Genomic DNA, 13,837 nt, shown 5'->3' with positions numbered 1-13,837 from the left:
GGCATGTTTATCGATAAAGCGAAGATTTATGTTAAGGGCGGCGATGGTGGCGATGGTCTCGTTGCATTCCGCAGAGAAAAGTATGTACCGGATGGAGGGCCTGCCGGAGGCGATGGAGGTAACGGAGGCAATGTTATTTTCCGCGTGGATGAGGGTCTTCGTACATTGGTTGATTTCAGATACCAAAAGCATTTTAAAGCGGATCGTGGAATCAAGGGTCGGAACAAGACAATGCATGGCGCTAATGCTGACGATCTAATCGTAAGAGTACCTCCGGGTACAGTCGTCATTAATGATGATACTCACGAAATTATGGCAGATTTAACGCGTCATGATCAGGAGGTCATCGTAGCCAAGGGTGGTCGCGGAGGTCGTGGTAACGCCAAGTTTGCAACAGCGAACAATCCCGCTCCGGAGATAGCCGAGAATGGGGAAGAGGGCCAGGAGCGTTGGCTTGTGCTTGAGCTTAAGGTTATGGCGGATGTAGGGTTGGTAGGCTTTCCAAGTGTAGGGAAATCAACACTGCTGTCTGTTGTATCTGCAGCCCAGCCTAAGATCGCTGCTTATCATTTTACTACGCTGACTCCGAACCTGGGAGTTGTGGATGTAGGAGATGGTCGGAGCTTTGTGATGGCCGATTTGCCTGGATTAATTGAAGGAGCTCATGAGGGCGTAGGTCTCGGTCATGAATTTCTGCGGCATGTAGAAAGGACGCGAGTTGTTGTTCATATTATCGATATGGCGGCTACGGATGGTCGTGATCCTTTTGATGATTGGCAAAAAATCAACAATGAGCTAACACTTTATAGTGCCAAGCTCGGTGAACGGCCGCAAATTGTTGTCGCTAACAAAATGGACATGCCGGACGCAGAAGTATATCTGGAGGAGTTTACACGGCAGCTTGCTGAAGCCGATCCGTCAATCCGTGTGATCCCTGTATCAGCAATCACCAAAAATGGGGTTCAGGAGCTCTTGTACAAAGTGGCGGACCTGCTGGAAACCATTCCGGATATGCCGCTCTTGGAGGACCTGGTTGATCTGTCTGAGCGTAAAGTGTTCAAGTTTGAAGCGCAGGATGACGAGGAATTCACCATCCGACGTGAGAATGATACGTTTGTTATAGAGAGTCCAAGTATTGAAAAGCTGATCAAAAGAACGAACTTCAGCACACAGGAAGCCGTTGAGCGTTTTGCGCGGATTTTACGTAAAAAAGGTATTGATCAAGCACTTAGAACTCGTGGTGCTGTAGATGGACAGACGATTCAGATTGGTGATTTTGAATTTGAGTTTGTTGAAAAAGAATAGTAAGCACGATAAGAGGAGTTCCACTGCACATGAGTTTGATGTGCTGCTGGCATTTCTCTTATTTTATGTCAACTGCTTATAGATTTTTCGTGAATGTCTGTGTATCATTATGATGTAAGTTAAACTTACATAAAAAAGTTGGAAATGCTTGAAAAGAGAGTGGTTCGGGAGGTATTATAGAATGGAAGCGAAAAATTTTAAAAAATCAGGTCATTTCCCAAGTTTGATGTCAGCATTTCTTTATTTTGATGTTAGCTTTATGATTTGGGTGTTATGCGGTGCGTTGGCTTTATATGTAACCAAGGATTTTGGACTAACGGATGCGCAAAAAGCAACTATGGTTGCGATCCCGACATTGGGCGGTTCAATATTCAGGATTCCGATGGGAATATTGGCTGATCGTATCGGAGCTCGGAAAGCAGGCATTATCGGTATGCTGCTAACGATCCTGCCGCTTCTTTGGGGCTGGCTCGGTGGAACGACCTTTAATCAGGTGTTGGCACTCGGGTTTTTGCTGGGGATAGCAGGAGCAAGCTTTGCCGTTTCTTTATCACTTGCAAGTCGCTGGTACCCGCCGCAGTATCAAGGCTTGGCAATGGGTATTGCCGGTGCAGGCAATAGCGGTACGGCACTGGCAACCTTCTTCGGTCCGCAGCTGGCAGGGAGTATTGGCTGGCACAACGTATTTGGACTTGCGATTATTCCGTTAGTGCTGGTATTGATCGCTTACATGCTGATGGCGAAGGATAGTCCGAATCAACCGGTACCCAAAGGACTTTTTGATTATTTATCAGCATTTAAACATAAGGATACGTGGTGGTTCAGTGTCTTTTATGCAATTACGTTCGGAGGTTTTGTTGGATTTTCCAGTTACTTCAGCATTTTCTTCTATGATGTGTATGGAGAAGGTGTGGTCGCGGGCGGTTTGTCGAGAATTCAAATTGGTTATCTCGTTACGATCACGGTCATTGCCGGCAGTCTTTTTAGGCCTATAGGTGGTTACATAGCAGATAAAGTTGGGGGCATGCGATTTATGCTGATTCTGTATTCCGTCATCTGTGTATGTGCATTTCTTGTGTCGACGATGCCAGACTCCTTTATGGTGATGCTGCTCATTACGAGTGTGATGATGGCTTGTCTGGGCATGGGTAATGGATCTATATTTCAATTGGTGCCGCAGCGCTTCGCCAAAGAAATTGGAGTTGTCACAGGTATTGTCGGTGCCGCAGGCGGGTTAGGTGGATTTCTGCTGCCTAATAATATTTTAGGACCTTTAAAGCAGGCTACCGGATCTCACGTTTCTGGATTTATGGTGGTCGCCTCAATCGTTCTGGTCGTGACGTTAGCGTTCTATGCGGTGTCCCGCAGCTGGCGAAAAGCTTGGGCCAAGTCAGGATCCGGCGTAAATTATTAATGATCAGGGCGATAAGGTGAGTGATCGGAGTGAATGAATTACTAACGGTCTTCTGCTTACGCATTTGGCGTTTTAGTCATTTTTGAGGGAGTTGACACCATGAAGCAATGGATTAAAGCGGTAGGAACCGGACGAACAGGGTCGCGTGATTTGACTTATGATGAGGCGGTAGCTGTGGCTCATGCCATTGCTCGCGGCGAATCTACGGATGCACAAACAGCGGCGTTTTTAATGGCAATGCGGATGAAGGGGGAAGCGGACGAAGAAATGATGGGCTTTGTCGATGTATTTCGCAAGTACTCGCTGCCTTATCGTTCCTTCTCCAATTCTTTGAATTGTGCGGGCCCTTATGATGGCAGACAGTATTTTCCGGTTACGATTCCCGTCAGCCTGCTAATCGCTTCCGTTGGATTTCCACAGGTGCTCCATGGAAGTCAATCTTGGCCTCCAATGTTGGGTAGTTCTTTGAAGGAGCTTCTGGAGGGCATAGGGATCCAGGTGGAGCTGGAAGCCAGAGATTGGGAGGACATCTTCATGAGCCTGCATATTGGTTTCATATGGACAGATCTGATTTGTCCACCCTTTGGACGAGTGAGGCAGGTTCGAGAGCAGATAGGATTGCGAACCTTCTTTAATACCGTGGAAAAAGTAATCAATCCTGTCCATTCACAAAATTTAATGATCGGTGTACACGACAAAACGGCGATGGATCATCTGATACATCTCCTGCCGAGGTCGGGGTTTGAAACGGCCTATATAGTACAAGGTATTGCGGGCTCTGAGGATTTGCCGATTCATAAAAGCAGTGTTGTTCGTAAGGTGACACCTTGGGGTGACGAGTCCAATATTATTGACCCTTTAACATTCGGATTTCGTGGTGACCCGCTAGAGAAATGCGGGAAAGATGAACAAATTGGACTTTTAAATAGGATTATTCAAGGGGATGATTCCGATGATATCCGCAATGAACGTGAGCATGTTGTGTTTAATGCAGGATTGCGCCTGTACTGGTTTGACAAGGTAGGTTCGTATGAAGAAGGCTTTCAGCTCGCTCGCTCCCTGCTGCAGCGCAAAGAGGCATTTAAAATTCTAGTCAAATGGCGGGATCTCAGTCATAAAAGCGAGTTTCGTTCACATGGCTGAGGTCGAAGGCTGCTCTGGAGGAAGTGTCAACAAAAAAACCGTATGGACAGTCAAGTCCAAACGGTTTTTTATCGTTTTTATTTTTGCAGTATTTATAAGTTTGTCAGTTCATTTCGGGATCGACCAAGGCTGTCCAATGAACCTCTGGAGCGGAATGCTGATCAAATCCAGCGGTGCCAACCCAGATATGATCAGTTGGACCATGCTCGAAGTAGTGCTCCAGCAATCGGTGGAAAATAAACGGGATTTCTCGATCAAGTACTTGCTCGCGTGGAATCCAGTGCAGTACCCCTTCCTCGGTCTGGATGACATCCCGGCGGGTGGTATGAGCTGTGTAAATAAATTGCTGGCGAATTTCCTGCTGATTGAGTCGGATCAAAATGTACTGCAGCTTTAGATCGATGATTTCTTCTTCCTGTAAGCCTGTTTCCTCGCATACTTCACGTAAGCAGGCATTGCGCGGAGAACTGATCTCTCCGGGATCGAGATGGCCGCCTACGGCTGCCCACATTCCCGGATTTAATGTACGTGTCGGGGACCTTTTCATCATCAAAAGATCGTTGTCATGAAACAACATGGCAGTTGCCATTATACGTGCACGAATCATCAATTTGCTCCTTTATGGGGTCGTTTCAAAAGTCGTCTTTTTGAACTCCACTATTTTAGATATATGAGAGGCCCAGCGTCATGCTTGTTTATTGATTTTACCAACTTTACCATGAATGCACTTGTTTAGGAAGGCGACAGATGTGGAGACTTTATGAAAAAGACTGGCTATTTGCAAAAGCCTATTGCCTCAAACCGTTGTTTTCGATATAATGTCCACTAGGTAGAAACATTCGTCTTTATGGAGAGGATTTTTACGCTGTCGGATAAAAAAAAGGGTGACACGAAGCCAAATGAGCATGAGCGTTACTATTTGGTCAGGGAAGACATTTTACCTGAGGCCTTGCTCAAAACCGTGCAGGCCAAGGGACTGCTGGCCCGTGGGAAGGTAAGAACGATTCATGAGGCTGTGGAAAAGGTCGAATTAAGCAGAAGCGCCTTTTATAAGTATAAGGACGGAATATTTCCGCTCAGCAAGCTGGATCGGGAACGAATCGTGACGATTTCGATGGATCTGGAGCATCGTTCAGGCATTTTATCCAAAGTGCTGGCGATGATAGCCGGACTTGAGGGTAACGTACTAACGATACATCAAACAATTCCGCTGCAAGGCATTGCCAATGTGGTCATTTCAGTGGAGACTTCATTAATGGAAGAAAATGTAGCGTTTGTGCTGGAGATGCTGCGAGCACAGGAAGGCGTTAGTCGTGCCGCTTTGGTTGGGCAGGGGTAGCGGTAGAAGATTGAAGGTCGAAGGAACGGTTGCAAATATAAGGAGGCTATCATATGAAATCTATTCAAGTAGGGCTGCTCGGTCTTGGGACTGTAGGAACAGGTGTTGTCCGTATTATCAAGGGACACCAACAGGATTTGATGAGCCAAACCGGTGCCTCCATCGAGATATCCAAGATATTGGTTCAGGATAAAAGCAAGCTGCGTGACATTGAGGTCAGCTCTGAGCTATTGACGGAAGATCCACGTGATGTTATTGAAAACCCGGAAATTGATATCGTCATTGAGGTGATGGGCGGTATTGAGCTGGCCAAAGGCTATATTCTTGAGGCACTGGACAGAGGCAAGCACGTTGTTACTGCTAATAAGGATTTAATGGCGCTGCATGGACAGGAGATTTTGGCGAAAGCGTCTGAAAAAGGCTGCGACGTTTTGTATGAAGCAAGTGTGGCAGGCGGGATTCCGATCATTCGGACCTTGGTGGAGGGCTTCTCTTCTGATCGCATTACGAAGATTATGGGAATCGTCAACGGTACGACCAACTATATCCTGTCAAAGATGAGTCAGGAGGGCGCTGCTTATCTTGATGTACTGAAGGAAGCGCAGGATCTCGGCTATGCGGAGTCTGACCCTACCTCAGATGTCGAAGGCTTTGATGCAGCACGCAAAATGACGATTCTTGGCACACTCGGTTTCCATGCCCATGTTTCTTTAAGTGATGTGAAGGTTCGTGGTATCAGTCAAGTATCCAAGGAAGATATCGCTTACGGCAAGCGCCTTGGGTATGAAGTGAAGCTGCTTGGGATCGCCGAGCGCCAGGACGATTATATCAGCATCAGCGTACAACCGACGATGGTGAAGAAATCGCATCCGCTGGCATCAGTGAACGGGGTTTTCAATGCGGTGTATGTCCACGGTGAAGCCGTAGGAGAAACTATGTTCTACGGTCCAGGAGCGGGCGGTATGCCTACAGCAACCTCCATTGTCGCGGATCTTGTGGCGGTAGTTCGCAATTTAAAGCTGGGCATCAACGGCCAGCGTGCGTTGGCTCCATATAAAGAAAAGAAGCTGAAAACCGATGAGCAGATTGCTTCCAAAAACTTCATTTTGCTGCACGTAGAAGACAAGGCAGGTGTGCTTGCCCAAATTACACAAGTGTTCGCCCAGCATGAAGTCAGCCTTGAGTCTGTATTGCAGCATCCGAACGAAACGAATCCGAAAGCGGAAATTATCATTATTACTCATGATGCGAATCAGGCGGCAATGAAAAATGTGTTAAAGCAGTTCGAAGGTATGGACGTGGTTCACGCGATCAAAAGCGTTTATCGGGTGGAAGGCTAATCATATCATTCAAGAAGCTGAAACGGAAAAAGGAGTCGTACGATGGGTATACAAGGCGGTAAGGTACGCGTAAAAGTGCCGGGAAGTACGGCGAATCTGGGCCCTGGATTTGACACGCTCGGTATGGCGCTTGATCTATATACTTGGATAGAAATGAGTACAGCAGCACAAACCAGCATCCATCTGCTCGGAACCGGGATGGAAGGAATTCCTACAGATAAATCAAATCTGATCTATAAGGTTGCGCAGATGGTATTTGACAAAGCCGGAGTCACGCACCCGGAGCTGGAAATTTCGATGTATAGCGATATCCCGCTCACGCGTGGTCTTGGCAGCAGCGCAGCAGCGATTGTAGGCGCGCTGGCATGCGCCAATGCGGTGATTGGCAGTCCACTGTCGGATGACACCTTGTTCCAGATGTCGACGGCACTGGAGCATCATCCCGACAATGTCGGCGCTTCGCTGTTCGGCGGACTTGTCGTCGCCTTCTGGGACGGCGAGCGCGCGGAGTATATCCGCGTCGAGCCGAATGAGCAGCTGGAAGTGCTGGTGGCCATTCCACACTTCCAGCTGTCGACAGAGAAAGCGCGGCATGTCCTGCCGCGCGAGCAAAGCCTGACGAATGCCGTGTTCAACGTCGGCCATTCGTCCGTGCTCGTAGCCGCCCTCTGCACCGGGCGGCTTGACATGATCCCGCGCGCGATGAAAGACGCGCTGCATCAGCCATACCGAGCCCCGCTTGTACCGGGGCTCGCGCACATCCTCGCCGAGGCGACGAACCATGGCGCCCTTGGCGTCGCTTTAAGCGGTGCCGGTCCGACGATGCTTACGCTGGTCGACCGGAGCAGCTCCCGCAAGGCGGAGCTGGAGCAGTTCCTGCAGGGCACGCTGCAAGCCGAAGGGATCGAGGCTACCTTGATGTGGCTGAACCCTGCGTCACATGGCGTGCAGGTGTTGACACACTTTGATGAAGGGTGTACATTATTTGAAAACATCAAAGGAGACGTTCGCACATGAAGCGAATTGCACTTTTGGGTCCCGGTACATACACCGAGGAATCGGCACGCCATTTTTTGGACAGTGCTGTCTGTGAGTACGTTCCTTGCAAGCTGATTGACGATGTGTTCATGTCAACGGTAAACGGAATAACGGACTATAGTGTCATTCCGATCGAGAACACCTTCGACGGCTCGGTCAGCCTTCATCTGGATTGGCTCGTTCACGAGGTGAACCTGCCGATGCAGGCAGAGTGGATTTACCCGATTTCCATACAGCTGATGGCTGTGGATGCACCGGGTGATACGCTGGAAGCAAGCTGCAGCGGCTTGAAAAAAATCGTTTCGCACAGTGTGACGTTAACCCAATGCCGCCAATTTTTGCGTAAGTATTTGCCTCATGTGGAATTGGAGCAGGTTAGCAGCAATGGCGAAGCCGCAAGACTCGTGCAGGAGCTTGGCAGTTCGGAGGTAGCAGCGCTTGCTCCCCGTTCGGCTGGCGCACTGTATGGGCTCCAGACATGGGCACAGGATGTGCAGGACCATCAGAAAAACTTTACCCGATTTGTTCTGGTTGGACAAGACCCGATTGAACTGAAGGACAACTACAGATCTCACAAAACGACAATTCTCGTCACGCTGCCTGAGGATTATCCGGGAGCTTTGCATCAGGTGCTTTCAGCTTTCGCCTGGCGCAGGATCAATCTATCCAAGATCGAATCTCGGCCAACGAAGAAAAAGCTGGGCAATTATTACTTCTATATCGATATTGACGCATCACTGGATTCGGTATTGCTCCCGTCAGCCCTTCAGGAAATTGAAGCGATAGGCTGCCAGGTTCGCATATTGGGTTGCTATCCCACCTATTCTTATAAACCTACACACGCGGAGGTGTAATTGTTGTTATGGCACAAGTCATTTATTTAAACGGCAAGTATGTGAGCAAGGAAGAGGCAACAGTTTCTGTATACGATCATGGATTTTTGTACGGGGACGGTATTTTTGAAGGGATCCGGATTTATAATGGAAATATTTTTAAATGTAAAGAGCATTTGGATCGCTTGTACGATTCGGCCAAATCCATCATGCTCGACATTCCGTTTCCTCAGGAAGAAATGCAGCAGGTACTGATCGAAACCATTCGCAAAAACGAGCTGCAAAACGGATATATTCGTCTTGTCGTCTCCCGTGGTCCCGGTGACCTTGGGCTAGACCCGCGCCGTTCACCGAAAGCGAATGTGATTATTATCGTAGAACAGCTTTCGATTTATCCGGAAGAGGCTTATGTGAATGGATTAAAAACCGTTTCAGTATCCACACGTCGTAACGTGCCCGATGCCTTGAATCCCAAAATCAAATCATTGAACTACCTGAACAATATTTTGGTGAAAATTCAAGCCAATCTGGCTGGCGTAGGCGAGGCCATCATGCTCAATTCCCAAGGCTATGTAGCTGAGGGCTCGTCCGACAATATTTTCATCATCAAAAGAGGGGTTGTTTTCACACCGCCTTGCTACTGTGGCGCACTTGAAGGCATTACCCGTGCTGCTATTATCGAAATTTGCGAAAAGCTGGGCTACAAGGTCAAAGAAGAGCCGTTCACCCTGCATGATGTCTATGTGGCTGACGAGGTGTTCTTTACTGGAACAGCTGCAGAGGTTATTGCCGTTCGCGAGGTGGATGCTAGAACAATTGGCGAAGGCAAAGCAGGCCCTATCACTACGCATCTGCTTAAGGAATTCCGCAAGCTGGTTGATGTCGACGGTGTGAAGGTATACGAATAATTTGTTTTGAAGCAGCTCTCTGTTTCCACTTTTTTAGTGGAGACAGGGGCTTTTTTGTGTGATCCTGCATGGTGGAGGTTGAACATGTGCAGGTAAAGGTGACAAGCCTTCAATTTTTCTTGCGTTTAATCTTAGTTTTTTTCCTTTAATGATGGTCAAATGCCTACTTCGGTGCATAAACTGTAAGGTCATTTTGTTTTGGCACGTGCAGGATCAGGATAACGCCAAGGAGGTTTGTGAATTGAAAATTCATATGGTGAAGAAAGGCGACACGCTCTATGAAATCGCCAAGAAGTACAACGTCGATCTCGACAAGCTGATTGCCAACAACCCGCAAATTGAGGACCCGAATGTGATTGATGTGGGAATGAAGGTGAAAATCCCCAATGCGCCAATGCCAGTCATTCCGCCAACCGATTATTTGCATAAGCATGTGGTTGTGCAAGGGGATACGTTGTGGAAGCTGGGAAAATCATGGAATGTTCCCCTGCAATTGTTGATTACCGCAAATCCGCAGCTGAAAAATCCGAATATTTTGATGACAGGCGAGGTAGTGTACATTCCCAAGGTAAAGCCGCATCACGAATCCCATGATCATGAAAATGATCATCCGCATCAGCCAGAACATGAGGCGCAGCACCATCATGCCCACCCATCCCATCATCTTAACAAACCGAACACAGCCCCCGTCCCAGTACCAGTTCCAATACCTGCACCAGAGCCAATCGCGGTAGCACCCGCACCCGTAGTTGAGCAGCCAGAGGTAGTAAAACCGCCTGTCAAGCCTATTGCGATGCCTGAACCACTCCCCAATATTGAGTTTCAAATGCCGTTAAAGCCACCAGCTCCATACCCGGAATACTTACAACCTGAAGCTCAAGTGCCGCCTGTCAAGCCAATGAAGCCGATGCAGCAAGAACAGCCACAGTTCCTGCAGCCTGAAGCTCAGGCGCCAAATATGAAGCCGATGCAGCAAGAGCAGCCGCAGTTTCTACAGCCTGAAGCTCAGGCGCCAAATATGAAGCCCATGCAGACTAATCAATGGGCTCAGCCGATACAGCAAGAGCAGCCGCAGTTCCTGCAGCCTGCAGCTCAAGCACCGGCTGCAAAGCCGATACAAACTAATCCATGGACAGAGCCGATGCAAACTAATCCATGGACAGAGCCGATGCACTCTAACCCATGGACAGAGCCAATGCAGTCCAACCCTTGGACAGAGCCGATGCAGTCTAATCCATGGACAGAGTCGATGCACTCTAATCCGTGGACAGAGCCGATGCAGTCCAATCCATGGACAGAGTCGATGCACTCTAATCCGTGGGCACAGCCGATGCAGTCTAATCCATGGACAGAACCGATGCACTTTACTCCATGGATGCAGCCGATGGTGGAATCCGCAAACGATTATCCATGCGCAGACAATTATCCGAGTTATGTACAGGGTGCACAAGCACAAGCACCGATGTGGGGGTATCAGCCGCATGATATGAATTTGTTTCATCAATATCAGGAGCCTTCTGCAGAAGTATTTGCTCACGATAACATGAATGCACCCATGCAGCCTATGTGGTCGGCGCCTATGGTTTCTCCTATGGCTGTAGCACCTAATGTGGCGCCTATGGTTTCTCCTATGGCTGTAGCACCCAATGCGGCGCCTATGGTTTCTCCTATGGCTGTAGCACCTAACGCCGCGCCTATGGTTTCCCCTGCGGCTGTAGCGCCTAATTCACCTAACATGCCTGTGGAAGCTGCATTTGGCGGTATGCCGAACTATCCCTTCTACCAACAACCGCAATCGTCTGCAGGTGGTTGTGGTTGCGGCTGCGGAGGTCCTGTGGCCCACACTCAACATCATCAAGTAATGCCTTATTCATATGACATGCCGAATGCGCAAATGCCCTACGGCGCTTGGCCAAATGCTCAAGCACCGGCAGGTTTTGGAGAAATGCCAGGCTATTCTCACGGATATGAACCTATGAGTGTAAATACCGCGGCTGCTAACTCTGCATATCCAGGCTCCGTATATCCGATGTCCATGCATCCACAGATGATTCAGCCTTACGGATGGTCCCCATATGGTGCTGGTGTGCAAGATTGCGGCTGCAACAGCAAGTATGAACTGGAGCAGCTGCTGAGACAACAAAGTGAAGCAGAAGCGAAAGCAAAAGCCGAAATCTCTACGCAATCTGATTCTGTAGACGCAAATAAAGTAACTATTCAAAATACAACTAACAAGAAAAAAGCTTCAGTCTCCTCGAGAACCACGAAGCCAGCGCAAAGAAACCGCAGATCGACCAACAAAACAAGTAAAGCCGCATCGAATTCTCCATGGCTGGTCAGATAACGAATAAATCGATTTCTCGAAACTGCTGCTTGTCACCTAAGAGTGATAAGCGCAGTTTTTTTGTTGCTTCCATCATGAGTAAGGCAATATCAACCCTTAGTGTATAAAGAATGGACTGGAGGGGAAAATAGGTAATAAAAACCTCGCAGGTTCGGATATTTTACAGAAGGGGCGGGTACAGATGGTTATCCTTGCATTCCTCAAAAATCTCAAAAAACGATTGCAAAAAAGCTTGCGCTGGAAGCGTCGTTGGATGAATTTAACGATATTTTGGCTCGTTGTCAGCGCATCCGCTGCTGCTTATGTGTGGCATTATTCAACGCAATCCACAATGTCCTTACAATCGGACGAGCAGTCGCAGATGGTTATGGGCCATACCAGCAGTCAGCCTGAAAAGGAAGTGATGGAGATGATCAGCCAAATCAAAGCTCAACGGGAAGCTTTCACTCAAAAATTATACGTTTGTGGTGAAGAACTGCAGCCGATAGGCATGATGAGTGCAGACGAAATATTGGCATACCATAGGAGCAGTCCTGAGGCAACAGTCAGTATGGATGCGAATGGACGCATTTATTTCAGGGAAACCATAGAGGACTTGTCGCCGCGCTGCAAAGAAAATGCTTATTTTGGAATGGACAGCGGGGGGAATTTATCGTTGTTTGAAGGTGTTCCAGGGGTAGGTGGCGGCAGTGTGATCCAAACCTTCTTTCAATTAAATATTGAGCACCTTAAAAGCAGTCTGCCAAACAGTGCAATCAAAGAGCTTTATCGGGGTATTCAGGTGAGAGATTTATCGGAGTATAACAGTGTTTTGTCAACGTTCAGCGATTACGCGGTCGATGCACCCGGACAAGCTCTCAAGATTTCGCCAGCCCCATAGATAAGCAGCAAAATCACGATATATATAGATTAACAGCACAGTCTGTTCAGTAGTTTTAAGCTGAATGGACTTTTTGGCGTGTTCATTGGAAGCGATATCTGCTATAATGGAACACATATGTTCGCTTTTGGCAGGCTGGGAGTGGGTAAGCGATGCGAATTATGGGAATTGATCCCGGGATTGCAATTGTTGGATTTGGTGTTATTGATAAGCAGGGTAGTCGGCTTGTTCCCGTACAGTATGGCTGTATTCAGACAGAAGCTCATACGGATAGTGCTCTTCGTCTCAAGACCGTTTATGACTCGATGGTCCAATTGATTGATAAATATAAACCGGATGCCGTTGCCATCGAAAAATTGTTTTTTAATCGTAATGTTACGACAGCGATGACAGTCTCACAGGCTCGGGGTGTGCTCATTTTGGCAGCGGTCCAAAAAGGGCTGGAAATTGGCGAATACACACCACTTCAGGTGAAGCAAGCTGTAGTCGGTTACGGCAAGGCCGAAAAAAAACAGGTTCAGGAGATGGTTAAGCTGTTTCTTCATTTGTCAGCTGTACCCAAGCCTGATGATGTGGCGGATGCTTTGGCGATTGCGATTTGTCATGCACATTCGGCTGTACTTTTACAAAAGATAAATGAGGTACGTAAACCATGATCGATTTTTTAAGAGGCATAGTTGTACATAGAGAACCGGATTATTTGGTACTGGATGTTAAAGGTGTAGGCTATCGGGTATTCTGCACGAATCCTTATGCCGTCCAGACGAAGGATGGAGAAGAAACGACTCTGTTTATTCATTATCAGGTCCGCGAGGATGCGCATCTGCTATTTGGCTTCCCTACCCGTGAGGAACAATCGTTGTTTCGCTTGCTTTTGGAGGTGAATGGCATTGGGCCCAAGGTGGCGATCGGGGTACTGGCCGGAGGGAGACCGGATGTTATCGCGGCTATGATCCAACAAGAAAATATTAGCTTTCTGATGAAGCTGCCCGGGATTGGACGTAAAACCGCTCAAAGGATGATCCTCGATTTGAAGGATAAGCTTGGCGTTATTTCGGCTGGCGATGATTCGATGCTGGCCATCACAGGTACAGGTCATCTCGCAGTGCCGTCCCAAGGAGCCAGCGTGTGGAGTGAGGCCAAGACGGCTTTGCTTGGGCTGGGCTACACGGAAGCAGAGGCAGACCGGACAGGTCAGCTTATCAAGGCTAAGCTCAAGGGTGATGAAACCGTTGATATCGTGATCAAGCTTGCGCTGCAGGCTCTGTTCCAGCAGTCATTGCGGTAAAGTTT

At 48.1% G+C, this 13,837-nt stretch carries 13 protein-coding genes; 12 read left to right on the top strand and 1 reads right to left on the bottom strand.

Annotation, left to right across the window (positions count from 1 at the left end):
- Positions 1-3 precede the first annotated feature (3 nt).
- The 3 genes from obgE (at position 4) to LRL21_RS03405 (ending at position 3,862) form a co-directional block, all read left to right on the top strand.
- Positions 4-1,305, top strand: a complete 1,302-nt coding sequence (gene obgE, locus LRL21_RS03415; protein WP_240414358.1) for a GTPase ObgE — start codon at positions 4-6, stop codon at positions 1,303-1,305.
- Between the two features lie 181 nt (positions 1,306-1,486).
- Complete coding sequence (locus tag LRL21_RS03410) at positions 1,487-2,719, top strand: MFS transporter (RefSeq protein WP_240414357.1); 1,233 nt, start codon at positions 1,487-1,489, stop codon at positions 2,717-2,719.
- A 99-nt stretch (positions 2,720-2,818) separates the two neighbouring features.
- Positions 2,819-3,862 carry an anthranilate phosphoribosyltransferase gene (locus LRL21_RS03405; RefSeq protein WP_240414356.1) on the top strand — a complete coding sequence of 348 codons (1,044 nt, stop codon included), beginning with the start codon at positions 2,819-2,821 and terminating at the stop codon, positions 3,860-3,862.
- 103 nt (positions 3,863-3,965) lie between these two features.
- Here the strand turns inward: LRL21_RS03405 and LRL21_RS03400 are convergent, their stop codons facing one another.
- A complete protein-coding gene (locus LRL21_RS03400; protein WP_240414355.1) occupies positions 3,966-4,469 on the bottom strand; it encodes an NUDIX domain-containing protein in 504 nt (167 codons plus the stop codon).
- Positions 4,470-4,709: 240 nt separating this feature from the next.
- Between LRL21_RS03400 and LRL21_RS03395 the strand changes: the two genes are divergently transcribed.
- The 9 genes from LRL21_RS03395 to ruvA all read left to right on the top strand — a co-directional run bounded on the left by LRL21_RS03395 (position 4,710) and on the right by ruvA (position 13,832).
- Positions 4,710-5,201 (top strand): ACT domain-containing protein, encoded by a 492-nt coding sequence (locus LRL21_RS03395; RefSeq protein ID WP_240414354.1) that lies wholly within the window; start codon positions 4,710-4,712, stop codon positions 5,199-5,201.
- Positions 5,202-5,254: 53 nt separating this feature from the next.
- The gene (locus tag LRL21_RS03390) at positions 5,255-6,541 is read left to right on the top strand and encodes a homoserine dehydrogenase (RefSeq protein WP_240414353.1); all 1,287 of its coding nucleotides are present in this window, start codon (positions 5,255-5,257) and stop codon (positions 6,539-6,541) included.
- Between the two features lie 42 nt (positions 6,542-6,583).
- Positions 6,584-7,558: a homoserine kinase gene (gene thrB / locus LRL21_RS03385; protein ID WP_240414352.1), complete on the top strand. Its 975-nt coding sequence runs from the start codon at positions 6,584-6,586 to the stop codon at positions 7,556-7,558.
- Positions 7,555-8,433 carry a prephenate dehydratase gene (gene pheA, locus LRL21_RS03380; RefSeq protein WP_240414351.1) on the top strand — a complete coding sequence of 293 codons (879 nt, stop codon included), beginning with the start codon at positions 7,555-7,557 and terminating at the stop codon, positions 8,431-8,433. Before thrB ends, pheA begins: the two co-directional genes overlap by 4 nt.
- Positions 8,434-8,441: 8 nt before the next feature.
- Positions 8,442-9,320 carry a branched-chain-amino-acid transaminase gene (gene ilvE, locus LRL21_RS03375; RefSeq protein ID WP_240414350.1) on the top strand — a complete coding sequence of 293 codons (879 nt, stop codon included), beginning with the start codon at positions 8,442-8,444 and terminating at the stop codon, positions 9,318-9,320.
- A gap of 241 nt (positions 9,321-9,561) precedes the next feature.
- Positions 9,562-11,664 (top strand): LysM peptidoglycan-binding domain-containing protein, encoded by a 2,103-nt coding sequence (locus LRL21_RS03370; protein ID WP_240414349.1) that lies wholly within the window; start codon positions 9,562-9,564, stop codon positions 11,662-11,664.
- Positions 11,665-11,845: 181 nt separating this feature from the next.
- A complete protein-coding gene (locus LRL21_RS03365) occupies positions 11,846-12,544 on the top strand; it encodes a BofC C-terminal domain-containing protein (protein WP_240414348.1) in 699 nt (232 codons plus the stop codon).
- Between the two features lie 152 nt (positions 12,545-12,696).
- Positions 12,697-13,200 (top strand): crossover junction endodeoxyribonuclease RuvC, encoded by a 504-nt coding sequence (gene ruvC, locus LRL21_RS03360; RefSeq protein ID WP_240414347.1) that lies wholly within the window; start codon positions 12,697-12,699, stop codon positions 13,198-13,200.
- A complete protein-coding gene (gene ruvA / locus LRL21_RS03355) occupies positions 13,197-13,832 on the top strand; it encodes a Holliday junction branch migration protein RuvA (protein WP_240414346.1) in 636 nt (211 codons plus the stop codon). The genes ruvC and ruvA overlap by 4 nt, the downstream gene beginning before the upstream one ends.
- The last annotated feature ends 5 nt before the right edge of the window (positions 13,833-13,837 follow it).

It is taken from the genome of Paenibacillus periandrae, assembly GCF_022458865.1.
Classification (GTDB): Bacteria; Bacillota; Bacilli; order Paenibacillales; family NBRC-103111; genus Paenibacillus_S; species Paenibacillus_S periandrae.
This window is presented reverse-complemented; position numbering and strand designations above follow the sequence as displayed.

Excerpts from the sequence above, each read along its gene's own strand:
- obgE (WP_240414358.1), top strand. The coding sequence starts at position 4 with ATGTTTATCGATAAAGCGAAGATTTATGTTAAGGGCGGCGATGGTGGC.
- LRL21_RS03410 (WP_240414357.1), top strand. The coding sequence starts at position 1,487 with ATGGAAGCGAAAAATTTTAAAAAATCAGGTCATTTCCCAAGTTTGATG.
- LRL21_RS03405 (WP_240414356.1), top strand. The coding sequence starts at position 2,819 with ATGAAGCAATGGATTAAAGCGGTAGGAACCGGACGAACAGGGTCGCGT.
- LRL21_RS03400 (WP_240414355.1), bottom strand. The coding sequence starts at position 4,469 with ATGATTCGTGCACGTATAATGGCAACTGCCATGTTGTTTCATGACAAC.
- LRL21_RS03395 (WP_240414354.1), top strand. The coding sequence starts at position 4,710 with ATGGAGAGGATTTTTACGCTGTCGGATAAAAAAAAGGGTGACACGAAG.
- LRL21_RS03390 (WP_240414353.1), top strand. The coding sequence starts at position 5,255 with ATGAAATCTATTCAAGTAGGGCTGCTCGGTCTTGGGACTGTAGGAACA.
- thrB (WP_240414352.1), top strand. The coding sequence starts at position 6,584 with ATGGGTATACAAGGCGGTAAGGTACGCGTAAAAGTGCCGGGAAGTACG.
- pheA (WP_240414351.1), top strand. The coding sequence starts at position 7,555 with ATGAAGCGAATTGCACTTTTGGGTCCCGGTACATACACCGAGGAATCG.
- ilvE (WP_240414350.1), top strand. The coding sequence starts at position 8,442 with ATGGCACAAGTCATTTATTTAAACGGCAAGTATGTGAGCAAGGAAGAG.
- LRL21_RS03365 (WP_240414348.1), top strand. The coding sequence starts at position 11,846 with ATGGTTATCCTTGCATTCCTCAAAAATCTCAAAAAACGATTGCAAAAA.
- ruvC (WP_240414347.1), top strand. The coding sequence starts at position 12,697 with ATGCGAATTATGGGAATTGATCCCGGGATTGCAATTGTTGGATTTGGT.
- ruvA (WP_240414346.1), top strand. The coding sequence starts at position 13,197 with ATGATCGATTTTTTAAGAGGCATAGTTGTACATAGAGAACCGGATTAT.